This window comes from Sphingopyxis sp. (assembly GCF_050725615.1).
Classification (GTDB): domain Bacteria; phylum Pseudomonadota; class Alphaproteobacteria; order Sphingomonadales; family Sphingomonadaceae; genus Sphingopyxis.
Genome location: NZ_JBOHHU010000028.1, coordinates 13,426 through 36,680 on the forward strand (window position 1 = coordinate 13,426; position 23,255 = coordinate 36,680).

A 23,255-nucleotide genomic window follows, 5' to 3' on the forward strand; every position below is an offset into this window, starting at 1 on the left:
TTAGCACTGCATTCGAATGCACACAATAGCCGCTTCGTGGCAATTGATGTTTTGCTTCGCAGTGAGAGGAAGATAAGAAGCGGGCGCCGGCTTTGCCGGACGGCAACAGAATGGCGGACACCCGATTATGGCGCGAAGATCGACACAGGCGGCGAGCGAAGGAACGGACAAGGCGAAGCCCGTCACATCTTACGATGTTGCACGGGAAGCCGGCGTCTCGCAGTCGGCGGTGTCGCGATACTTCACGCCGGGAGCCAGTGTTTCGGCGCGGACCCGCGCCAAGATACTGAAGGCGGTCAACAAGCTCGGCTACCAGCCCAATGCCATCGCCCGGAGCCTGATCACGCGCCGGTCGAGTCTCGTCGCAGTGGTCGTCGCGAACCTTGGTTTCAATCCGGAATTCACGTCGATTCTGGGGCAGTCGCTCAGCGCCCGCGGACTCAACACCCTGCTCTTCACACTCGATCACGAAAGCGACGCAGATCATGTAATCGACCAGCTGTGGCAGTATCGCGTCGCCGGCGTCGTCGCGGCTGTCACGCTGCCTCCGCGGCACGTCGACATGCTGTCGCAGCGCGAAATTCCGCTGGTTTTCGTCAATCGCGCCTATGAGGAGGTGCCGGTAAACAGTGTTTCCTGCGACCAGTCCGAAGGGGAGCGCTGGCTGGTCGACGAGCTTTGCGCCGCGGGGCATCGCCGGATCGCCATCGTATCCGGTCCGGAGGATTCGCCGGTCAGTCGGCAGCGGGTGTCGAGCGCCGCGGAGCGGCTGGCAAACGCCGGCGTCAAACCCGTCGAAATCGTCGTTGCCGACTTCACCTATCAGGGCGGCCGCGAGGCGATGCGCAAACTCGCGGCGGGCCCGGCGCGGCCCGATGCCATTATCTGCGCCAACGACATGCTCGCGATCGGCTGCATGGACGAGGCCCGTCATGCGTTGGGCCTGCGGATACCCGAAGACATTTCGATTGTGGGCTTCGACGGCTCGGCGCCCGGACAATGGGCAAGCTATGATCTCGTCACGATTCGCCAGCCCACGAATCTGATGGTCGACGCGGCAATCGATATGCTGATGGCGCGCATCGACGACCCCCAGCTGATCACCGAGAAGCGAGTCTTTTCCGGCGAACTGGTCCGCGGCGCCTCCGCAAGGCTCACAGACACTTGAATTGCAGCGGGAAGAAGTTTAGCATTCGAATGCAACAATTGAGGATGCATGATGCCAGATTTTGATCCCCTCGCCGACCTGAAGCAGGCTGCCTACGCGCCGTTTCGCGACCCTCGCGATTATATCCTATCCTGGACCGACCAGATCTGGATCGATAAGGGCCTCGGCCGGCTCGGCGAACATTATGCCGACGATATCAAGGTTCATACCGCCTATGGCGAGACCTATGACTTCGAGCATGTGATCCTGAACAGCGTTCAGAAGATGAGCGCCTTTCCGAATGGCGGCGGCGGATCAGGCGAAGACGTCGTCTGGGAACAGCGCGGACCGATGGGCTTTATCAGTTCGCATCGTGTCCTCAAGACCGGGACTAATCTTGGATATTGGACCTACGGCCCGCCAACCGGGAAAAACTGGGTGTCGCGCACGATCGCGCATTGCCTAGTTCAGGACGGCAAGGTGGTCGAGGAATGGTTGGTGCGCGATGAATATGCCGTATTGCAATCGCTCGGCATCGATCCGGAAACCGTCGCCGCCGACCTTGCGAAGGCCTCTCCGGTAACGGGCGAGATCATGGCGATCGCAGACGACGCCGGCCCGTTTGCAGGATCCTACCCCAATCCCGCGCGCGAGGGCGTGTCGGGGATTCGGCCCGAACGCTTCGACGCAGAATGCCAGACGATCCTCGACATGTACGAGACGGTTTGGAACCGGCGCCGGTTCGACCGCGTCGTCGATTATTGCGATCCAAAGGTCGTTTGTCACACCGTGCGCCTGCATCGCGCACAGGCGATCGATCCCTATCAGCAACAGATCATCGACCTCCTCGCCGTCTTTCCCGACGCAAAGATCGAGGTGCGCGACCTTGTTGTCTGCCAGTCAGGCGAACTCGGCCAGCGCATCGCAGCGATCTGGGTACTTCATGGCACTTATTCGGGCGTACCGCTCTATGGACCGCCGACGCGCAGTCCGGTCAAGATCCTCGGCGCAACGCACTTCGAGATGAAGGACGGCAAGATTTTGCGCGAATGGCGATTGTTCGACGAGATTGCCGTGCTTGCACAGATCATCGGTGCCCGCACCAATGCCGCGAAGCAGGCGACAGCTGACTGACAAAAAGCGGCGGGGGGGCCTCAGCCCCCACCGCCATTTCCCGGACAAAAAAGGGGGGCGAAAGCCCCCCTTTCCTTTTGAGTCCTTCCGCCCGGCCTAGAAGCGGATCTTCACGCGCGCGCCGTAGTTGCGCGGCATGCCCCAGTTCGCCTGCTGCAGCCCGTCACCGCCGGTCTGCGTCCGCTGATTGAGCATCTCGTTCTCGAGATTCTCGCCATAGACTTCGAGCGTCCACCGTTCGTCGGCCGACTGGAACGAAAGCCTGACGTCGGTCTGCGTGAAGCTCGGCTGGAAACCCGAGAGATCGTAGGGCAGGCCGCCATGCGCGAAATAGGAGTCGCTATAGCGAAACTGCACTTGCGGCGTCAGGGTGCCGACCCCGATGTCGAAATCATATCCCGTGGCGATCGAGAAGGTGAATTCGGGCGTATAAGGCGGACGCTCGCCGCGCAGCTCGATGAAACGGCTGGTTGGAACCGCACCGTTAATGACCTGGAAGCCGCCCGGCAGATTGATCCCGAAGCGCCCGTATTTTGCATCGAGATAGGAAGCGCCGATCGAAATCTTCCAAGAGTCCACCGGCAGCAATGCCAGCGAGACTTCCGCCCCGCGCGCCTTCAATACGCCGCCGTTCGAGGACAGCGTGATGAACGAGCCCGCATTGGCCGGATTGGGAATCTGGAACGTCGTAGCCAATTCCGAATAACGCACGTCATAGAGCGAGACGTTGAGTTCGGCCCTGCGATCCCAGAAACGCGATTTCAGGCCAAACTCGTATGAGCGCGACTTTTGCGGCTGGGTCACGGTGCCGTTCTGGTTCATCACCCCGGACAGGAAGCCGGTCGAGGCAGTGCCATAGAGCATGACGTCAGGATTGATGTCGAACTCCGCACCGGCACGCCAGGTGACGTTTTCGAAGGTCGCCGTGACATCGCTCTTCGCCGTCGCCGTCGCCGGGTTATAGGGAAAGATGACCCGCGGATCCGTGGGCGCGACGCTCGGCGTGAGGCTACCGAAATAGGCGGCGTTGCCATTGATCGCATGCTTGCGCTCATTGTTGTAGCGAATGCCGCCGATAACCCGCAGCGCGTCGGTGATCGAGAATTTCGCTTCGCCGAAGATGCCGAGGTAGCGGCTGTTGATGAACTGGGTGTTGTTCGATGCCGAATTGATCGAATTGGCCAACGACACGATCGGCGTTCCGGTGAGCACCGGCAGAACCACACCATTGGTCGATGTCGCTGTCGGACGCGCAGCGAGATTGTCGACCGTGTGGCGCAGCGACGAGTAAGAAAACAGCAGCTTGTCGTAAGACGCATAGCCGCCTGCGGTAAGCTCGAGCGGGCCGTCCCACTGCGAAATCAGCTGGATTTCCTGCGAGTAGGATTTGTTGTTTTCTTCCACCCATTCGCGCCCGTGCGCGTTCGAGCTGTAGTCGGAATCGTTGCCGAGCAGCGACTTGTAGTCCGTGAAGGAGCTTATCGACTTCAGAGCGACGGCGCCGAAATCGAAATTGCTTTCCAGCGTGACGTTCGCTTCGCGCAGACGATCGTCGTGGACATAGTCGCGAATGACGGTCCGCTTGTCCTTGTTCGAAAGGCCCGGCCGGCCGTCGATCATATCGAATGCAGGCGTTCCGCCCGAACCGCGACGCGGGTTCTGGCAATCAAAGACCGGTCCGAACGGATCGGTGAGCCCGTTGGTCGCAACCGTGCGGCAGGCACCGTTGATGGCGAACATGCCCGCCGGATTGCCATCTTCGGCGATGCGGGTGAAGCGAAGCGTGAAGTCGACATTGTCGCTCGCCTTCCAGAGCGCCGAGGCGCGGAAGGAGAAGGTGTCCGCGACACCGAGGTTCGGCCCGATCAAATTTTTGACCCAGCCATCGCTGTTGTCGGTCAGCAGTGCGAAGCGAGCAGCGAAATTGTCGCTGATGCCTGCGTTGACCACCAACTCGTTACGCAGATCATTGAAGCGGCTGTAGCGCGTGTCGATGCTGCCGCTAAGGCCGGGCTCGGAGGTGTCGGGCGCGTTCGTGTAGATATTGATCGCGCCGCCGAGCGTGTTGCGGCCATAGAGCGTGCCCTGCGGTCCGCGCAGGACTTCAAGGCGCTGCACGTCGAAGAAGGCGCGCGATTGCTGAGACGAACGCGGCTTGAAGACGCCGTCGACGAAGAAGCCGACAATCGAGGTGTTGTCCGCGAACGTGCTGTTCGAGTTCGCGCCGCGAAGCGCGATCTTCGAATCATTGCCGCCCTTCGCGAAAACCATGCCTGGCGAAAGCTGCTCGAGGCGGGAGACGTCGTTGATGCCGTTCTTGGCAAGATCATCGCCGGAAAGGGCCTGAACCGTTGCACTGACGTCTTGCAGGTTCTGCGAACGCTTCTGTGCAGTGACGACGATTTCACTCAGGCCACCCTCTTCTGCGGTATCCGCGGCGGGTGAGGGTGCGGCCTCCTGCGCGGCAGCGGGCGCTGCCGAGAGCAGGGCCGCGATGGTGAGGCTTCCGGCAGTCCAGAAACGCATCCGATTTGTGCAGTGCATGATTCCCCCTAGGTCTCAAAGGGACTCGAAGCGGCCCCGGCGTTGATTTGTACTTCGAATGCAAAAATCAAACAAGATGTTTTTGACGCAGGCGCCGATAGCGTATCAATCTTACCTAGATCCCTCCAATTTCCGTTGATTTATTGCGACATATTCGCAATATCTCTGTCACAAACCAATTGCATTCGAACGCAAATGATCGCAAAGTCTCCGACGGGAGGAAGATGATGACAGAAACCAACAACAGGCCCTTTCCGCGCGCCGAAGACATGTCGCTGACGCGCCGGCTCATCGCCCTCGGCTTTCTCGCCGTCGCTTATATTTTCTATGCCTGGGCATGGAATACGGTCGATGTCCTTCGCCCCTATATTGCGAACGACCTGAAGCTCAGCCTGACCGAGGCCGGATCGCTCTACAGCGTACAGGCGCTTGGAGCGTTGGTCGGCGCAGTGATCAACGGGCAGCTCGCCGACCGCTTTGGCCGTCGTAACGCGCTGATGGTGGTCATGGTCGGCTATGGCACGGTCCTCGCGCTTGGAACCATTGTCACCAGCTATCCGCAGATTCTGACCCAGCGCTTCGTGCTCGGCTATTTTACCGGATCAATGTATCCGATTACTGTCGGAATCTATGCGGGGCTTTTCAGTTCCGAAGTTCGCGGTCGCGTCGCCTCGGTCATCATGGGCTCCTCCTATCTAGCTGTCTCACTTCTGGGCGCGGCCTCAACCTTCATATTCGAGCGTTCGCTCGACTGGCACCTGCTGCTATGGGCTGGCGCAGTTCCCGTCGCGCTGGCATTTCTGGCTCCCCTCGCCGTTCCGAACGATCGAAGGATGATCCCGTTCGGCGGTGCCGTCACCAGCGCGACCGCGAAAGGCAAGCTGCCGATCAGCGAGCTCTTCTCGCCGCAGTTCCGTCGCCAGACGATCATGCTGACCATGGTCTCGGGCTTCAATTTCTTCGCTTATCAGGCCTTCAGTGGCTGGGCGACAACCTATCTCAAGACCGTCCGCATGTTCAGCGACGCTGCGATCGGCGTGTCGGTCAGCTGGATGTTCGCAGGCAGCGTCATCGGCGGATTCTTCTGGGGCTGGGTCGGCGACCGGTTCGGGCGCCGCGCCGCCGCGGTTGGCTTCTTCCTCGCGGCAGCGCTCATCCTCGTCTATCTCTACGCGCCGATCAGTCCCGACGTCCTCAATATCGTCGCCTTCGGTTATGGCGCGTGCCTCGCTTGCAGCGTCGTATGGGGACCCTGGCTCTCCGAACTCTATCCCCCTCACCTGAAATCGACCGCCGCATCGATCTTTAACTGGGGACGCATTTTCAGCTTCTTCGCACCGCTTCTGACCGGTCAGATCGCGGAGTATTTCGGGCTCGCGGCCACGATGACCATCGCCAGCCTGGTCTTCTCGATCGCAGCGATCATCTGGCTCAGCCTCCCCGAAACCCTGAAGCGGAAGACAGAACCGGTCCCGGTCGCTCCCGTTCCGGCTGCCTGAGCATCATGGGCGATGTCGCCAGCATGACGCGAACGGTCGGCATATTCTCCACGGGCGGGACCATTGCGATGACCGCGCAGCCAGGCGAACAGGGCGTCGCACCGGAAGCGGGTTTCGATCTGCTATCGCCTATGCGCGCGGCGCACCCCGATCTGGGGCTGGAGCATATAGAGCTCTTCGCCAAGCCGAGCGCGAGCGTCTCGCTAGCCGATGTCCAGCAGATTGCCGACCAGATAGAGGCGGGGCTGCAGGCGGGCTTTTGCGGCGCGGTGGTGACGCACGGAACCGATACGCTGGAAGAAACGGCTTTCGCGCTATCGCTGCTGATGCCCACATCAAAACCCGTCGTCGTGACAGGGGCGATGCGAAGTCCGGAAGCGGCCGGTGCCGATGGCCCCGCAAACCTCGCGTCGGCGATCTTCGTCGCCGCAAACCGCGAAGCGGAAGGCCTTGGTCCCGCCGTGATGTTCGGCGACGAAATTCACGCGCCGCACCTGGTGAGAAAGATCCATAGCAGCCGACCCCATGCCTTTACGTCGGACCCGTTCGGACCGATGGGCCACATCGTCGAAGGGCGGCTCGACCTGCAGATGCGCCCGACACTCGTCCGCAAGCCGTTGCGCGTTGGCGGGCCAGTCCCGCCCGTTCCGATCATCCAGGCCGGTCTGGATCTTGAGCCCGAGACGGTCGCAGCCTTCTTTGGCGCCGAAATCGGCGCACTCGTCATCGCGGGGGTCGGCGGCGGCCACGTCTCGTCGCGGGCCGTCGACGCGATTTCGGACCTCGCGCAGGCAATTCCGGTGATCATCACCAGCCGCGTCGGAATGGGGCATACCCTGTCGCGCAGCTACGCCTATGGCGGCAGCGAAATCGATCTGGCGCGGCGCGGCGTGATCAACGGGGGCCGCTGGCGGCCGGCGCAAGCGCGCATCATCGTCCAGCTTCTGTTGTCGGACGGCAAATCGCGGCAGGACATCGCAGACTGGCTATCGCACTAGGCGCGCACTCTTTCAGCCCGCGCGGAGCTCTGCGCCCCGCCGCCCCAGCGCCGCCTGAAAGGTGTTGAGCAGCAGGCACGCGATCGTCATCGGTCCGACGCCGCCGGGCACCGGCGTGATCGCTCCAGCAACCACCGCGGCTTCTTCGAACGCCACGTCACCGACGAGGCGCTTTTCGCCGTCGCTTGTGACGATGCGGTTGATCCCGACGTCGATGACGATCGCGCCGGGCTTGATCCATTCTGCGCGGACAAGCCCCGGCTTACCCACCGCTACCACGACGATGTCGGCGCGCTTGCAGATTGCGGGCAGCCCGACCGTCTTGATATGGGCGACCGTCACCGTGCAGCCCGCCGAAAGCAGAAGGTCAGCCATGGGCTTGCCGACGATGTTCGACATGCCGATGACCACGGCATCGAGCCCTTCAATGTTTGAACGGACCGTTTCGATCAGAAACATCGCGCCCATCGGGGTACAGGGGATAATCCCGCCGGCGCCCGTTACGCGTTCACCGACGTTGGTCGGATGAAAACCGTCCACATCCTTGGCAGGGTGCACGGCCCTCAGCACCTTGGTAACGTCGATCTGCCGGGGCAGCGGCAGCTGGATCAGGATACCGTCAGTATCGGGATCATGGTTCAGCTGGTCGACCAGCGCCAGAAGTTCGGCTTCACCAATGCTCGAGTCGAGCCGATGTTCGACGGAATCGATGCCGACCGATCGGGCCGCCCGGCTCTTGCTGCGGACATAGGTGTGGCTGGCCGGGTCGTCTCCGACCAGGATCACGCCAAGGCGCGGCACCACCCCGGAAACGGCAAGCGCCTCGACCTTGACCTTGAGTTCTTCGTTCAGGCGCCGCGCGAGCGCGGCGCCGTCGATCAGCGCGGCCGCCATATCAGTCCCTGAACACCACGGTAGTCGATCCGTTGAGCAATGCGCGGCCCTCAAGGTGGAACGACAGCGCACGCGCGAGCACGCGGCGCTCGATATCGCGCCCCTTGCGCACCAGATCGTCGGGACTGTCGGAATGGCTGACGCGTTCGACGTCCTGCTCGACGATCGGCCCTTCATCGAGGTCGGCGGTGACATAATGGGCGGTTGCACCGATCAGCTTCACGCCGCGACTGTGCGCCTGATGATAGGGCTTGGCCCCCTTGAAACCCGGCAGAAAACTGTGGTGGATGTTGATGCAACGCCCGGACAGATAGGCCGCCATCTCGTCGGACAGAATCTGCATGTAACGCGCGAGTACGACCAGATCGACCTGCTCCGCCTCCACGAGTTCGCGGATCTGACGTTCCTGATCGGCCTTCGTCTCCTTGGTGACCGGCAAATAGTGAAAGGGGATCGATCCGAAATCCGCCGGACCGAATACCTCACGCGGATGGTTCGACACAATTCCGGCAATATCCATCTTTAACTCGCCGATGCGCCAGCGGTACAGGAGATCGACGAGGCAATGATCGAACTTCGACACCAGCAACAGAACCCGCTGACGGACGCTGTCGCGGCGAAGATCCCATTGCATGCCAAGGTCATTCGCCAGCTTGCCGAGATCCGATTGCAGTGCCGCTTCGCTAGCGGGTGCGAGGTCGAATACGACCCGCATGAAAAAGCTGGCCGTTGTCGTGTCATCATACTGATCAGCTTCGAGAATGTCGCCGTTCGCCCGGAAAATTGCGGTCGAAATCTTGGACACGATCCCGCGCTGATTGGGACACGACATGGTGAGGATGAATTTCTCGGTCATGATACCTTCGTTTCAAACCATGGATAAATGGCGTTAGCGCCCGACCGCGAGGCCCTCCGCTGCAGCCGCGGCACTGAACCAGTGCCAGAAGCTGCCCGCAAAACTTCGCGGGACGGCGACGCCCAGTGTGCCCGAAGAGGCCCGCCAGGCGATCAAATTGATATGGGCGATGACGCTGCAGACGCAGTCTCCGTCAGACGCGAGGGCGGTTTCCAGATCGACAAATATGCCTTTCTGCAAGACGCGCATCGCCGCAGGACCGTGCAGTTTGAGCAAGGCATAGCCGTCGCCCTGATCAAAGGTCGCGGCCGCATCGTCCAGGCCTGGATGCGACTCTTCGCACAGCGTCAGCCATGTTCCGGGACCGGTTTTCAATACCGTTGCTCCGGGCGCCCCGCGCGCGAAAGCCGCAAGCGCCGCGCCCGTGTCGTCTTCGGCGCCGCGATATGCCATCGTCGCTACGGTCTGGTGGACATGCAAGGCCTCGACCCGCAGCCCGAACGGATGTGCAGTCGGCAGGTCGGCGAGAATGGTATCGAAAGCGGAAAGCTGATGGTCAGGCACGAAGGCGTTCCCCCGCTGCGTCGAAAAAGACCGGGCTACACACTTCGACCTCGATGCAGGTTCCCCGCACCGGCGATGCGGCGGCGATGGTTTCGCCGATACGCTCAGGTCCATGCTCCAACAGGCCGAGAGCAATCCAATGATCGAACACGCCCGAGTAGGCCACGGAGGTGATATGCCCCTGGCTTTCGCTCGCCACCTGCGCCGCTCCTTTCCGGAATAGATGCGATCCGGCGCTAAACCGCTGCGCGGGATCGACCGGCTTCAAACCGACGAGCATCTGCCGGCCCGGATCGACGAGCGCGGGCCTTTCGGCCATCGCCCGGCCGATGAAATCCTTTTTCTTCGAGAGCATGCGCCCAAGCCCGAGATCGTGTGCAGTCACTTGCCCGTTGAGGTCGCCGCCCGCCACATGCCCCTTTTCGATGCGCAGAATACCAAGCGCCTCAAGCCCATAGGGGGTGCAGCCATAGGCCCGGCCCAGCAACGCTAGTGCACGAACAAGCGCATCGCCATGGTTGGTCGGTACTGCGATTTCATAGGCGAGTTCGCCCGAAAAGCTGAGGCGGAAGAGTCGCATCGGAATGCCGTTCCATTCCCCGGCGAGCGCCGCCATGAACGGAAAGGCTTCGTTCGACAGGTCAATGGCGGGCAGCAGATCCTGAAGTAATGCGCGCGACAGCGGACCGGCGACCGCAATCTGCGCCCAGCCTTCGGTAATCGAACAGGCATGGGCTTTGAGGCCCGGCCAGATCACCTGCAGCGCGAAATCGATGTGCCGCATCACGGCGACGGCGTTCACTGTCGTGGTCGTAATGACGAACCGATTGTCGTCGAGGCGCGCGACCGTACCGTCGTCGAACACGAAGCCATCCTCGCGCAGCATCACGCCATAGCGGCATTTGCCGACGGGCAGCGTCGACATCATATTGCCATAGAGCCGGTCGAGCAGCATCGCGGCGTCGGGACCCACAATCTCGATCTTGCCGAGCGTCGACACGTCGCAGATGCCGACCGTCGATCGCACCGCCTTCGCTTCGCGAACCGCACTCGCCAACCAATCCTTGTCGCCCGGCCGGGTGAACCATTGGGCCCTTTTCCACAGTCCCGCATTGACGAAGCTCGCGCCGTTTTCCGCCGCCCAGCGATGCGTCGGCGTCAGCCGTGTGGGCTTGAGATGCTCGCCGCGGTGCACACCCGCAAGCGCGCCGATAGCCACGGGCGTATGCGGCGGGCGCGCTGCGATCGTACCGATCGCAGCCATCCCCGCATCGCGATGCTGCGCGAGAACGGCATGGCCGAGGACCTGTCCCGCCTTGCCCTGGTCGGTCGCCATGCCCAGCGTCGTATAACGCTTGAGATGTTCGACCGAACGATAGCCTTCGCGGTCGGCGAGCAGGACGTCGTCGACCGTCACATCATGCTGAAAGTCGACAAAGGATTTCTGACCGCTGTCGCTGACGACATGGGGCGACGCTTGCGCCGAGACCACCACCGGCTGCGCGGCCGCCGCCGCATCGCAGATCCGACGCGCCGCAGCTTCGCCGCTCGCCATTGCGTCGGCGAGCGACAAGGCACCGTCGGCCGCGCCTGCAAACATCATCCCGCCCGGAAGCGTACCCTGCCGGAACGCCTGGAGCGTATCGCACCAGTCGGGCCGCTTGCCCAGATGGCTCGCAAAACCGACATTCGGGTTCCAGCCGCCCGCCATGCCCAGAAGGTCGACGGCCATGCGCTCCATGCCACCGTCGAAACGGCGCACCTCGATCGCCTTCAGGCTCCTGCCAAAGGTGCGCACCACCTCGCCCGCAATGACGGGGGCAAACGCCACGTCCCTGGTCGGCTGGCCGCGCGCATCGATGATCGCGGCGATCTCGACACCCGCGGCGGCGAGGTCCGCCGCCACGTCATATCCCGTGTCGCAGACAGTAAAGATCGCTACGCGCTTGCCCGGTGCGACCGCATAGCGATTGACATAGGTCTGGATCGCCGATGCCATCATCACGCCCGGACGGTCGTTGCCGCCAAAGGCGATCGGCCGCTCGGTCGCGCCCGTCGCAAAAATCGCCTGCGCCGCGACGATCTTCCAGTAACGCTGACGCGGCTGCCCGTCGGCTGCGATCGGCAAATGGTCGGACACGCGCTCGACCGCACCGAAGCTGTTGCCATCATAGGCGCCGAACAGGCTTGTCCGCGTCAGGATCGTCACCCGGTCGTTCGCGGCCAGCTCGCGCAGCGCCGCAGCAGCCCACGCCGTCCCCGATTGTCCGCCGACCTCGTGGCGTTCCGAAAGCAATCGACCGCCCACCCGGCTGTCATTTTCGACCAGCAGGACGCGAAGGCCGCTCCGCGCCGCCGACAACGCAGCCGACAGACCGGCCGGACCCGAGCCGACGACCAGCAGGTCCGCAAAGGCGTGGCTGCGATCATAGCTGTCGGGATCGGCTTGGCCGCTCAGGCGCCCGAGTCCCGCCGCGCGGCGGATCAGCGGCTCATAAAGACGCTCCCAAAGAGCCGCAGGCCACATGAAGGTCTTGTAATAGAAGCCGGCGACAAAGATCTTCGAGAACAGCCCGTTTACCGCCATCAGATCGAAACTCGGGCTGGGCCAGCAATTCTGGCTTTGCGCCTCCAGGCCATCGAACAGCTCGACCGACGGCGCGCGGCAATTGGGCTCGGCGCGCGCACCGCCACGCAGCGTCACCAGCGCGTTGGGCTCGTCGATCCCATCGGTCAGGATGCCGCGCGCGCGGTGATATTTGAACGACCGGCCGACGATCCGGACACCATTCGCTAGAAGCGCCGACGCCAGCGTATCACCTGCGAAGCCCGTCAGCGCCCGGCCGTCGAAGCGAAAGTCGACCGCCTTGGTGCGATCGATCAGGCCGCCCGCCTGAAGGCGCGTCATCGCCCCTGCTCCGATGCCAGCGTCACCGACAGAAAATCATGCGTTCGCGTGTCGCGTTCAACGACCAGCCAGCTCCGGCAACCTGCGGCATGATACCAATGCTCTTTCTGCGGCCCGGCGGGATTGATGCGCCCATAGACATGGTCGGCGAACGCGACGTTTCCCTCTTCATAGTCGGGACGAGGCGTCGGCGCCTCGCCACGGAAATAGAATTCGCTGCTGTCGCGTAGCCCGCAATGCGGGCAGGAGATGATCATCGCGACGCCCTCACTGCAGATTGGCCTGGGCGCCCGCGCCCTTTTCATCGATCAGTTGCCCGCTCGCGAAGCGATCGAGCCGATAGCTGGCAGCGACCGGATGCGGCTCGTCGCGGGCCAGCAGATGTGCAAAGCACCAGCCCGACGCCGGCGTCGCCTTGAAGCCGCCGTAGCACCAGCCACCGTTGAGATAGAGGCCCGGCACCGGCGTCCGGTCGATGATCGGCGACCCGTCGAGCGTCATGTCCATGATGCCGCCCCACGAGCGTAACACCCGGGCGCGGCCGACCATCGGCATGATGGCCATCGCCTCCTCGCAGACATCCTCGACGATCGGTAGGTTTCCGCGCTGCGCGTAGCTGTTGTACCCGTCGAGGTCGCCACCGAACACCAGCCCGCCCTTGTCGGACTGGCTGATGTAGAAATGCCCGGCGCCGAACGTGATCACACCGGGGATGACAGGCTTCAGCCCCTCGCTCACGAACGCCTGAAGCACATGGCTCTCGATCGGCAGGCGCAGATCCGCGAATGACGCCACCCGCGACGTATTGCCCGCAACCGCCATCCCGACCTTGCCCGTGAGTATTTTGCCGCGGCTCGTTTCGACGCCGGTCACCCGGCCGCCGGCATCGCGAACGAAGCCGGTGACTTCGCAATTCTGGATGATGTCGACGCCGCGATCCGACGCGCCGCGTGCAAAGCCCCAGACGACGCCGTCATGCCGCGCGGTACCCGCCCGCTTTTGCAACAGCCCCCCGAAAATGGGAAAACGCGCATTGTCGAAGTCAAGGAACGGCGCCATGCGGCGCACCTCGGCCGGGTCCAGCAAGTCCGCATCGACGCCGTGAAGACGCATCGCGTTGCCGCGCCGTTCGAAAGCGTCGCGCTGCTCGTCCGAGTGGCAGAGGTTCAGGATACCGCGCTGGCTGACCATCGCATTATAGTTGAGGTCCTGCTCCAGGCCTTCCCACAACTTCAGCGAATGCTCGTAAAAGGGAATATTGCCCGGCAGCAGATAGTTGGAACGGACGATCGTGGTGTTACGCCCGGCGTTGCCGCCGCCGATCCAGCCCTTTTCGATAACGGCCACATTGGTGATGCCGAAATTCCTGGCGAGATAATAGGCCGTGGCAAGGCCGTGGCCGCCACCGCCGATGACGATGACGTCATAGCGCTCCTTCGGCGCCGCATCGCGCCACGCGGGCTTCCAGCCGCGGTGCCCCGTGAGCGCGTGACGCGCGAGCGTGAACAGGGAGTAGCGTTGCCGTTCCATCAGAAGGAATTTACGCTTTGCTGCCCAGCGCCGCTTGTCTTATAGCGACATGATATTGCCTAACAGCGACATCGGAGAGATATTTGCCTACCCGGCTCGGCTATCTGCTCATCGACGGCTTTGCTCTCATGTCTTACGCGCCGGTCATCGAGCCCTTTCGCGCCGCTAACCGCCTGTCGGGCGAGGACCATTACATCTGGCGTCACTATTCCGTCGACGGAAGACCGGCGCTGGCCTCGAACGGCGTAACCTTGGCAGTCGACGGTTCGGTTGAATCGATGGGCGACATCGACATGCTGTTCGTCTGTGCAGGCGGCAACCCCGCATTGTTCCGGGACAAAGGCACATTTGCCCAACTCCGGCGTGCCGCACGCTTCGGGGTGCGGCTGGTGGGCGTATCGGGAGGTCCCTTCATACTCGCAAGGGCAGGATTACTCGACGGCTATCGCTGCACCATTCACTGGGAGCACGAGGCCGCCTTCCTTGAAACCTTTGCCGCGCCACGGCTTGAACGCGGCCTGTTCGTTCTCGACCGCGATCGCACAACCTGCGCTGGCGGCCTGGCAGGGCTTGATCTGGCGGTCACACTGATCTCCCGGGATTTCGGCCCAAGGCTGGCACGCCGGGTAAGCGACTGGTATATTCAAGCCGAGCAGCGCCAAGGAGGCGGCGCGCAACGGCCCGATCCCGGACAGCGATACCGGATATCCAGCGAAGGCTTGGGCCGCGCACTGTCGGCGATGGAAGAGAATCTCGGCGAGCCGCTTGATCGGTCTTCACTCGCTTCGGTCGCGAAAATGTCGGTCCGGCAATTGGAACGCCTGTTTGCCGCCCAACTGGGAACGACGATCGCGGTTCATTATCGAGCTTTGAGACTGGAGAGAGCCCGTCGCCTGTTGGCCGAAACCGGCATGACGGTTGCCGAGGTGGCTACGGCATCAGGATTCGCAAACGGGAGCCACTTCTCGCGGGAATATAGGCGGCACTTTTCCATGCCACCATCGGCATCTCGCAGTGGATCCATTGCAGGGCAAATTCGCCCGTTGGCAATATAATGTCCTCGCTCGTTCTCGCTCACGCGAGCCAGCGAGACGCATGCGTCCGACGAGGCCTGCGCATTAGCAGCCGAAGCATTCGAGCCGAACGATCTTGTGAACCTGACGATCGCGATTGCGGCGATGAGCGCCTTCAACAGGCTGAGCGTACCATTCCGTCTTCCGGTTGTGGCCGCTTCCGGCCGGTCGGCTTTCAGTGGTAGAAATGGCGAAAGCAGACATTAAACACGGATACCGTGAGCGACGCCGGGCAACTAAGAACCACGCTTCAAGCGCTGATCGATGAGGAAGCCGCAAGGACTCGTAACGCGGGCCAGCGATATGGGTCGTTTGTTGAGCTGGCTCAGTCGGCGATCGGGTTACTCAATGCTTTTGTCGTAGGCATCGACCGCGACCACTTCCTAACCGCCGCACTGATGCTGTCGGTGCAGAAGTCGGCGACTCTCGGCTTCCTGTCGCACGTCCGCGCGCACACGGCGCAGGCGGAATTCAATTCACGCCAGTTGATAGAGTTCTGTGCCCTGGCTGCGTATATGCTGGCGCATCCCGACGAGGACGTAACGTCGAACGCCGATGAAGGCGGTGGCCTCCAAACCTCGAAATCGTTGACCGACAAAGCATATCGCTGGCTCGACCGCGAGCATGACCACGTTTCTGCATTGCTCAAGGACATGAAAAAGCAGATCAACGATACCGCGTCCCACGCGAGCATCTATCTCACCTGCTTTACCTTCGAATGGGAAAGCAGTCGGGATGATTCAGAGATCTTTTGCGGCTCCTTCTTTGACCAGCAGGACGATGACGTGGTGCGGCTTTATCTGGCGAGCCATGCGCGACTTGTCCTGCTGGTGATCGAAACGTTGCGCCAAGTCGCCGTAGCACACGGCGGTTTCACGATGGTTGAAGACATCGACGAACGGCTGGCGTTGCTGGATAGGGATATAAATGCTCATCGCGATGCGTTGAGACCACGTTTGGATATGCCAGGTTAAGCTATGGGCCGGTCCGGCAATGACGCTGCAACGATGTGTCTGATAGACTAACTGGCTGATTGCGGACTGACAGCTTTTGAGCGCCGAAGGTGCGAAGCGGACATTCTTTCAGCAGTTGCTCGCACTCACTACCACGGATCGTACCGGGTTAGGAGGTAAAGCTGCTCGAAGGTCTTAGTTAAGGTTAGACCTGCGCGACCTAAATCGAAGCAATCGCTCCGAAATTGCTGACTTGGACCTGATCCGCCATTCGGACGAGTGCGAACTCCATCGGCACTGGATTGCGAAACAGAAGGTGGCTTTCTACCGCATCGACACCGGCGCGTCCGACGAACTCGGCAAGCTGAGGCAAATGCTGCCGGATGATGCCCACCCGATCGAGGTGCTTGCGCAGTTCGTCGCGCTTCCCATTCGCGCGGATTTCGCCGCGGAAGTCGGCGAGCTGCTCTGCCATCTCGCCCAGTGTCTTGCGGAACTGGACATCCTTGCACTCGATCACCAGTACGCGCCCGTCTGTGCGCCCGTTCTGCAGCAAATGGCGTCTCCCTTTGCGGGAGCGATCGATTTCTATACCGCGCTTCGCGATGCCGAGGTGCCGGCCCAGATCAGCCTCTATCCCGGCGAGGATATTACCGCCGACGAAACGCATTTGTTTCACATCCCGTCGAACCGGCTGCGCGCGATGCGCGAGAATATGGCCTGGTTCGATTTCTGGCTTCGCGGCCGACGCGATCCGAACATGGCTCCCATTAGCACATATGACCGCTGGTCAACGATGGCAACGCAATGGCGGGATTGCTCGCGACCGCCGAGCGCCCTGCAGCGTGAGCCGTCATGACCGGGCGACATCGCTCCACCAACGGGCCCAGCTTTCTGCCGCGCAAAGCTCGAGTACCCGCTGCGCCTTTTCGAAACCCTGCGCGGTCGGCCGGGACGCGGCTTCCAATATCGACAAGTCGAGCAGGCCTGCGCGCGCGAGCAGGCCGTTGCGAAGCAGGTCGCCGGCGCGTTCGGCGTTTGCCTGATAGATACGGTGCATGAAGCCGCCCGGTCCGCCTTTCGAGGTGCGGCGAAGCAGTTCGGCTGGCACGACGGATTTGAAGGCCGCTCGCGCAACGGACCGATCCCGGCCCCCGGCTACCCACTGCCATGTCGGGATCGACAGGCATGTTTCGACGATGGGCTGCGAAAGCAGGGGCGGGATATGGCGCGGATGGGTGCGGCGGGGATAAAGTTCAATGCTGCGCTGCGCGCGGGCAAGCAGTCTGACGTGCGCCGCCTTGCCGGGAAGGCCGCCTTCGGGCGCTTGCATCCAGGGGTGCGAAGGGCGGGGATGCTCCAGTTCGGCAATCGCCGCAGAAGAAAGTCCGGAATAGTCACGATGAAGGGAGGGGGGACGAGCGACATCACGATATCGGTCCCAGGCATGTCGCAGGATGGTCGTACCGCTCGCGCCCGTCAAATCGCTTAAGTCGCGCAGCGTGTCGAAGAGCCCATGGCGCGGCCCCTGCGCCATGAAGCGATCGACGAATGGCGTAGCACTGCGGATCGAACAGAAGATATTGTCTCCTCCATTGCCCGAGAAGAATGCATCGATTTTCTGCTCGCGGCGGAGGCCGTCGTGCACCGCCTCGATCGCCTGCATGTAGAAAGGAGCATGAGGCCATGGATGGTGCGGCGCCACGGCGCGACCAATATCGACCGCTCCGAGGTCGTAGTTCGCTTCGAGCAATGGGGTGCCGAGTGCCGTAGTGAGAATGGACGCATAGCGACGCTCATCTCCGATAGCGTCGTCTTCGACCATCGTGAGGCAATGAAGTGCCGCTGCGCGGCGAGCGGCGGCGCAGGCGACGATCGAGGAATCGAGACCTCCAGACACACCGACGAGTATCGAGTCAAAGCAGGACGTCCAGCTTCCAATGCAGTCGAGCGCGACGGCGCGAAGCTCTTTGGCGGCTGCCGCATATGATCTGTGCCTGACCTGCGTCCAATCCCAAGGCGACCACCAGCTTTCCAGCTGATGAGAGCCTCCGGCGACTATCAGCCCTTCTCCGGGAAGCAGTAGCCGGACATCTTCGAGGCAGGTTTCCCTGCTCGGCGCGCCAGCGCTGGCCAGGAACCTCAGCATTGCAGGATAATTGACCCCGCCGTGTTTGCCCAGTTCCGCAGCATCGCTCGACAGGGTCAAGCATCGATCATCTTCGCGATAATAGACGGGCAGCAATCCTGAAGGATCTCGAAAAACGGCAATATGTCCATCAGGTCGCGCCAAGATTGCGACATAGCCGCCCCAATAGTCGGACGCGAGCGATCTGCCGCCAGATGCGAGGATTTTTTCGGCCGCCGCCTCGCACAGGTCGAGCACCCGGCTCGTTGCACCTCGCTTGAACAGATGACCGATCAGATAGCCATCGCCGCCAATTTCCAGCGGATGTTCGTCGCACCAGAGCCGAGCGCCGCAGAGCAGGAGCGCAGACGGGTCCTCCTTGGCCCTTTTGCCGCCGTTGCGATCCGAACGTCTGGGAACTTCAAGGCGAAAATAGCCTGGCATCAGGCAATCAAAATGGGGGTGTAGGGAAGCACGACATCAAGCGGATCTGTCAGCACGGCGGAACCGAGCTGGACCCAGCAGTGCGCAGCAAAAGGCAAGGTCACCCCGATCACCAACCGGGCGTCGCAGCCCTTTCCGGCCAGCACTCGGCGAATTGCAATGCCGCGGCCAAGACATTCGTCCATACCGGAAAAATAGTGCCTTGCGCGCTGAAACGCGGCCGCCGCGCAGCGCGCGACCGAGCGTTGGTCCTCCGCAGGTAGCGGCTCGAATTGGGGGATGGTACTCAAAATCTGCGCCAGCCGAAGCTTTCGAACATGTCGCCGCGCCAGGGCCAAGGCGTATATCGCGCGTATCGTATCGACTGCGGACGCTCTCTCCGTACCTGGAGAATCCAGATAGCTTGACGTCGGTGCGATTGCTTCAGGGAAGATTCGATCCACCGGCCGGGCGAGATTGTGCAATCCTCGCTCAGCAAGCCAATCGTCGTCTGCGGCATCTTGTCCGCGATGAACGATGAGCGAGAACCGATCCGCTGCGCCTGATTCAAGTGTGAAGTAGCGGTCTGAAGCCAAATCCAGAAATATGAAGCCATTGCCGGTTCGGCACCAGTGCGTTGCAGCGGGGGCAGGCTTTTTCATGGGAAGATCGCCGAGCGAAGGTGGCGTGCAGTGCCGAGACCGCACGCCACGCATCGATCAATCGTCGGCGCTGATACCGCCGAGGATGAAGCGATCGCCGGGCTGCACGTCCGGTTGGCCCGCGGGCAGCGCACCATGGGTTTCGTCCTGGGCGGCGCCGAGGTCGATGATGTCGTCATGCGTATTCATGTCACATTCCTTTCCAGCATCGCGACTAAAATGAGTCGCATGTGAAAAGTATGTTTTGCGGCAGGCCGCTTCCAATTTATAATTCAATTATTATTCATAACCTAAATCCGCGGAAAAGGTGACCGAGCCAAGGAAGCGCACGTCGGGGCGCGCACCACTACCTTTAGCTTTCGCCTGGACATGCGTAGCGGAACCCGGTCACACACTTCAACAATTGCGAAGTGCGCGATCTCATCCCCGATCGATTGACCAATTCGCAACGATAACTGGAACCGGAATTGGATGTTTCTATGAACTGCATCGAGGTTCGATAGACAGGTCTCCAAGGCGCGGCCTGCGATGGCCGCAGCCCTCTCCCATTCGTAGACGGCCTTATGGTCGACCTTGCAGATTCTTTCCGATGCCACGATCCCAAGTGGTGACATTATGAGGACAACCCCCCACGCAGACCACCTTGTCACCAAACGTCGCAGTGCGCTTGGAGGTCTAAGTCACTGAAAAATGTCGGAAAACTGGAGCGGGCGAAGGGATTCGAACCCTCGACCCCAACCTTGGCAAGGTTGTGCTCTACCCCTGAGCTACGCCCGCTCTGGCGGCTGGAAACTGGTCGGTTCCAGCGGGTGAGGCGGGCGCTTAGCATCGGGTTTTGGAGTCGGCAACCCCCCTTCATGCTTTTCCTGCGCAAAGAGGTGCGAAGGGTTGGCATATCGGGTGCAAATCCCACATAAGTGGCTCCAGCAAAACAAGGAGCATCCATCCCGTGGCCACTTTGGGTCTGAACGCACAAGAGAAGGACGCCGTCGAAGCGTTCCGCCGCGACGTCGTCGAACCGTCGATGACCAACCTCGTCATCCTCGATTTCTGGGCCGAATGGTGCGGGCCGTGCAAGCAGCTGACCCCGATCCTGGAAAAGGTCGCTGCCGATTATGCCGACAAGGGCGTTTTGCTCGCCAAGATCGACGTCGACGCGAATCGCTTCATCGCCAGCCAGTTCCAGGTCCAGTCGATCCCGACCGTCTATGCGATTTTCCAGGGTCAGCCGGTCGCCAACCTGACCAACGCGCGCACCGAAAGCCAGATCAAGGCGATGCTCGACCAGTTGCTGGCGCAATTGCCGATCGAAAGCGCGGCGAGCGCCCGCGCGGTCGAGATCGCGCCGCTGATCGAAATGGGCGAAGGCGTGCTCGCCGAAGGCGACGGCGAACGGGCGGCGTCGATCTTCGGCCAGATCCTCGACATCGCGCCCGACAATGCCGCGGCGCAGGGCGGATTGATTCGCGCGCTGGTGCTCGCGGGCGATCTGGAGAGCGCGCAGGGCCTGCTCGACATGGTCCCCGCCGAAATCGACGACGATCCCGCGATCGCGCAGGCGAAAAGCGCCTTCGCGCTGGCCGCCGATGCCCCCGATGCGGGCGAGCTGACGGCGCTCGAGGCGGCGGTCGCGGCGAACCCCGCCGACCATCAGGCGCGCTTCGACCTCGCTTCGGCGCAGATCGGCGCGGGCCGGCGCGACGCCGCCGCCGACAATCTGCTCCACATCGTCGCCGCCGACCGCGAATGGCAGGAAGACGCCGCGCGCGCGAAATTGCTGGCGCTGTTCGAGGCGGTGGGCCTGGAAGATCCGTGGGTCGCGGCGCAGCGCCGCCGCCTGTCGCTGATCCTATTCGGCTGATGGCGGAAGCCGCGCCCCTGACGATACAGCGGATCGCGATTTTTCCGTTGCCCGGCGCGGTGCTGTTCCCCGGGCTGCACCTGCCGCTGCACATCTTCGAGCCGCGTTATCGCGCGATGGTGCAGGAGGTGCTGGTGCGCGACCGGCGGATCGGAATGATCCAGCCGCGCGTGCTGCCCGGCGAAGAGGATCGCGAACCGCCCGCGCTCTATGATGTCGGCTGCGTCGGCAAGATCATCGACGTCGAGGCGCTCGACGACGGGCGTTTCAACCTGGTGCTCGAAGGCGTCGCGCGGTTCCGCGTCCGCCGCGAGCTCGACGTGACGACACCATTCCGCCAGGTCGAGGCCGAGATCGAGAGCGAGATCGAGGATGATGCCGCGCTTGCGAGCATCGAGCGGGCGTCGCTCGAACGCGAAGCGAAGCGCTTTGCCGAACGGCAGGGTTATGTCGTCGACTGGAACGCGGTCGGCCAGCTGGACGATGCGACGCTCGTCAACGGCATCGCGCAGGTCGCGCCGTTCGACGCGGCGGCGAAGCAGGCCTTGCTGGAAACGACGTCGATCGACCAGCGCGCCGAGCTGGTGGTGCAGTTGATGCAGTTTTTCGGGCGATTCGACGGCGAAGACGGGCGCTCGACGCTGCAATAGGCAACGATCCAAACCACCCATCCGTTCGCATCAAGCGAAGTCGAGATGCCCATCGGTAGCGCTCCCAAGCCCGGTGTCTCGACTTCGCTCGACACGAACGGGGTTGAGAAGGCGACTTTAGACCTCAGCCCCCGCCAGCAGGCGCGGCAAATCCCCCGCTTCGCCCCGCGCCTCGTCCATGAAGAAGCGTTTGAGCATCGGCAGGCGCTGGACCGCGCCGAGCCCCGCGCGGCGGACCGCCGAGGCGGTGCGGCCGGGGATACCGAACAGGCGGGTGAGGCCGTCGGTCGCAAGGCTGACCATCAGGCTGTCGAGCCCGCGCCAGCGCTGATAGCGCGCGAGCAGCGCCGCGTCGCCGAGGTCGAGCCCGAGCCGGGCGCCCTCGACGACCACCTCGGTGAGCGCCGCGACATCGCGGAGGCCGAGGTTGAGCCCCTGCCCGGCGATCGGATGGATGCCGTGCGCGGCGTCGCCGACGAGCACGAGCCGGTCGGCGACGATCGACGCGCTGTGGTGGAAACCGAGCGGATAGGTCATGCGCGGTGCGACCAGCTCCATCGTGCCGAGCAAGTCGCCGGCGCGTTTTTCGAGTTCGGCGACGAAGCCGCGTGTCCCCAGCTTGGCGAAACCCGGGCCATCCTTTTCGGCCACGGTCCAGACGAAGGCCGAGCGGTGGCGCCCCTCGGCATCGTCGACGAGCGGCAAGAGCGCGAAGGGGCCCGACGGGAAGAAGATTTCGTGCGCGACGCGGTCGTGCGGCTTGCTGTGCGTGACCGCGCCGATCATCGCATGATGGTGGTACGACCAGCCCGCGATGCTGAACCCGGCGGCGTCGCGGGTCGGCGAGCGGCGCCCCTCGGCGACGATCAGCAGCGGCGCCGCGAGCCGGCTGCCGTCGGCAAGCGTCAGCGTGACGCCGTGCGGGCCGATGTCGCGGTCGACCACCCGCGCGGGCATGATAAGCTTCGCGAGCGGGGCGTCGGCGAGCGCGTCGCGGAGCGCGATGCGAAGCTGGCGGTTCTCGATCATCGTGCCGAGCGCCGGATCGTCGGCTCCGGTTTCGAAGTCGAGTTCGCCCGACTGGCCGCCGTCGCTGACCTTGATCGCGCGGATCGGGCAGCCGTGGCCGGCGAGGCGATCGGCGAGGCCCAGCACCTCGAACATCTGCCAGGTGGCGCTGGCGATGGCCGAGGCGCGGCCGTCGAAACCGGGGGCGATCGTCGCCAGCGGATCGGCGGGATCGACGGTGATGCTGGAGAGGCCATGATGCGCGAGCGCGAGGGCGAGCGTCTGGCCGACGAGGCCGCCGCCGGAGATGAGGACGTCGCTGCGCTGGATATCGGTCATGGCTTTTCGCCCTAGACCGCATTGATGCGCTTGAAAAGCGGCGGAGCAGGGCCGCACGGTCGGTTCTGTTTTGTTTCGCGCACA

General features: G+C 62.6%; 20 protein-coding genes and 1 tRNA gene. 9 read left to right on the forward strand and 12 right to left on the reverse strand.

Translation table 11 applies throughout. The features are described from left to right. The first annotated feature begins 127 nt into the window (after window positions 1-127). Together ACREB7_RS08575 and ACREB7_RS08580 are read left to right on the forward strand one after the other, a co-directional pair. Window positions 128-1,168 carry a LacI family DNA-binding transcriptional regulator gene (locus ACREB7_RS08575; protein WP_431591851.1) on the forward strand — a complete coding sequence of 347 codons (1,041 nt, stop codon included), beginning with the start codon at window positions 128-130 and terminating at the stop codon, window positions 1,166-1,168. 48 nt (window positions 1,169-1,216) lie between these two features. Beyond that, complete coding sequence (locus ACREB7_RS08580) at window positions 1,217-2,281, forward strand: ester cyclase (RefSeq protein WP_431591852.1); 1,065 nt, start codon at window positions 1,217-1,219, stop codon at window positions 2,279-2,281. A gap of 96 nt (window positions 2,282-2,377) precedes the next feature. Here the strand turns inward: ACREB7_RS08580 and ACREB7_RS08585 are convergent, their stop codons facing one another. Then, window positions 2,378-4,807, reverse strand: a complete 2,430-nt coding sequence (locus ACREB7_RS08585; RefSeq protein ID WP_431591853.1) for a TonB-dependent receptor — start codon at window positions 4,805-4,807, stop codon at window positions 2,378-2,380. Between the two features lie 161 nt (window positions 4,808-4,968). Here ACREB7_RS08585 and ACREB7_RS08590 point away from each other — a divergent pair, with 161 nt between their 5' ends. Together ACREB7_RS08590 and ACREB7_RS08595 are read left to right on the forward strand one after the other, a co-directional pair. After that, window positions 4,969-6,324: an MFS transporter gene (locus ACREB7_RS08590; protein WP_431591854.1), complete on the forward strand. Its 1,356-nt coding sequence runs from the start codon at window positions 4,969-4,971 to the stop codon at window positions 6,322-6,324. Between the two features lie 23 nt (window positions 6,325-6,347). Then, a complete protein-coding gene (locus ACREB7_RS08595; RefSeq protein ID WP_431591855.1) occupies window positions 6,348-7,322 on the forward strand; it encodes an asparaginase in 975 nt (324 codons plus the stop codon). Between the two features lie 12 nt (window positions 7,323-7,334). Here ACREB7_RS08595 and ACREB7_RS08600 read toward each other — a convergent pair whose 3' ends face one another. The 6 genes from ACREB7_RS08600 to ACREB7_RS08625 are packed head-to-tail and all read right to left on the reverse strand — an operon-like array spanning window position 7,335 to window position 14,074. Then, a complete protein-coding gene (locus tag ACREB7_RS08600; protein WP_431591856.1) occupies window positions 7,335-8,216 on the reverse strand; it encodes a bifunctional 5,10-methylenetetrahydrofolate dehydrogenase/5,10-methenyltetrahydrofolate cyclohydrolase in 882 nt (293 codons plus the stop codon). 1 nt (window position 8,217) lies between these two features. Beyond that, window positions 8,218-9,072, reverse strand: a complete 855-nt coding sequence (gene purU, locus ACREB7_RS08605) for a formyltetrahydrofolate deformylase (protein ID WP_137889235.1) — start codon at window positions 9,070-9,072, stop codon at window positions 8,218-8,220. Between the two features lie 33 nt (window positions 9,073-9,105). After that, on the reverse strand, window positions 9,106-9,636 hold the full coding sequence (locus ACREB7_RS08610; RefSeq protein WP_431591857.1) for a sarcosine oxidase subunit gamma family protein: 531 nt from the start codon (window positions 9,634-9,636) through the stop codon (window positions 9,106-9,108). Further along, window positions 9,629-12,544, reverse strand: coding sequence for a sarcosine oxidase subunit alpha family protein (locus tag ACREB7_RS08615; RefSeq protein ID WP_431591858.1), 2,916 nt, complete (start codon window positions 12,542-12,544; stop codon window positions 9,629-9,631). The genes ACREB7_RS08610 and ACREB7_RS08615 overlap by 8 nt, the downstream gene beginning before the upstream one ends. Next, the gene (locus ACREB7_RS08620; protein ID WP_431591859.1) at window positions 12,541-12,801 is read right to left on the reverse strand and encodes a sarcosine oxidase subunit delta; all 261 of its coding nucleotides are present in this window, start codon (window positions 12,799-12,801) and stop codon (window positions 12,541-12,543) included. Before ACREB7_RS08620 ends, ACREB7_RS08615 begins: the two co-directional genes overlap by 4 nt. Window positions 12,802-12,811: 10 nt before the next feature. Next, window positions 12,812-14,074, reverse strand: a complete 1,263-nt coding sequence (locus tag ACREB7_RS08625; RefSeq protein WP_431591860.1) for a sarcosine oxidase subunit beta family protein — start codon at window positions 14,072-14,074, stop codon at window positions 12,812-12,814. Between the two features lie 83 nt (window positions 14,075-14,157). Here ACREB7_RS08625 and ACREB7_RS08630 point away from each other — a divergent pair, with 83 nt between their 5' ends. From ACREB7_RS08630 to ACREB7_RS08640, 3 genes are all read left to right on the forward strand, one after another. After that, on the forward strand, window positions 14,158-15,129 hold the full coding sequence (locus ACREB7_RS08630) for a GlxA family transcriptional regulator (protein ID WP_431591861.1): 972 nt from the start codon (window positions 14,158-14,160) through the stop codon (window positions 15,127-15,129). A 236-nt stretch (window positions 15,130-15,365) separates the two neighbouring features. Beyond that, on the forward strand, window positions 15,366-16,121 hold the full coding sequence (locus ACREB7_RS08635) for a hypothetical protein (protein WP_431591862.1): 756 nt from the start codon (window positions 15,366-15,368) through the stop codon (window positions 16,119-16,121). A 232-nt stretch (window positions 16,122-16,353) separates the two neighbouring features. Beyond that, window positions 16,354-16,959 carry a hypothetical protein gene (locus ACREB7_RS08640; RefSeq protein WP_431591863.1) on the forward strand — a complete coding sequence of 202 codons (606 nt, stop codon included), beginning with the start codon at window positions 16,354-16,356 and terminating at the stop codon, window positions 16,957-16,959. On the opposite strand, the gene ACREB7_RS08645 is transcribed toward ACREB7_RS08640, so the two are convergent. The 4 genes from ACREB7_RS08645 to ACREB7_RS08660 all read right to left on the reverse strand — a co-directional run bounded on the left by ACREB7_RS08645 (window position 16,954) and on the right by ACREB7_RS08660 (window position 20,090). Beyond that, complete coding sequence (locus ACREB7_RS08645) at window positions 16,954-18,672, reverse strand: asparagine synthase-related protein (protein ID WP_431591864.1); 1,719 nt, start codon at window positions 18,670-18,672, stop codon at window positions 16,954-16,956. The two genes, ACREB7_RS08640 and ACREB7_RS08645, sit on opposite strands and share 6 nt — an antisense overlap. Further along, window positions 18,672-19,313 (reverse strand): lasso peptide biosynthesis B2 protein, encoded by a 642-nt coding sequence (locus ACREB7_RS08650; RefSeq protein ID WP_431591865.1) that lies wholly within the window; start codon window positions 19,311-19,313, stop codon window positions 18,672-18,674. Before ACREB7_RS08650 ends, ACREB7_RS08645 begins: the two co-directional genes overlap by 1 nt. A 57-nt stretch (window positions 19,314-19,370) precedes the next feature. Then, a complete protein-coding gene (locus tag ACREB7_RS08655; protein WP_267960734.1) occupies window positions 19,371-19,502 on the reverse strand; it encodes a hypothetical protein in 132 nt (43 codons plus the stop codon). A gap of 513 nt (window positions 19,503-20,015) precedes the next feature. Continuing rightward, a tRNA-Gly gene (locus ACREB7_RS08660) sits at window positions 20,016-20,090 on the reverse strand. Window positions 20,091-20,262: 172 nt separating this feature from the next. Here ACREB7_RS08660 and ACREB7_RS08665 point away from each other — a divergent pair. Continuing rightward, entirely contained in the window at window positions 20,263-21,174 is a 912-nt protein-coding gene (locus tag ACREB7_RS08665; protein ID WP_431591866.1) for a tetratricopeptide repeat protein, read from the forward strand. Continuing rightward, window positions 21,174-21,824 carry an LON peptidase substrate-binding domain-containing protein gene (locus tag ACREB7_RS08670; RefSeq protein ID WP_431591867.1) on the forward strand — a complete coding sequence of 217 codons (651 nt, stop codon included), beginning with the start codon at window positions 21,174-21,176 and terminating at the stop codon, window positions 21,822-21,824. The genes ACREB7_RS08665 and ACREB7_RS08670 overlap by 1 nt, the downstream gene beginning before the upstream one ends. 117 nt (window positions 21,825-21,941) lie before the next feature. On the opposite strand, the gene ACREB7_RS08675 is transcribed toward ACREB7_RS08670, so the two are convergent. Then, window positions 21,942-23,171 (reverse strand): FAD-dependent monooxygenase, encoded by a 1,230-nt coding sequence (locus ACREB7_RS08675; protein WP_431591868.1) that lies wholly within the window; start codon window positions 23,169-23,171, stop codon window positions 21,942-21,944. Window positions 23,172-23,255 lie beyond the last annotated feature (84 nt).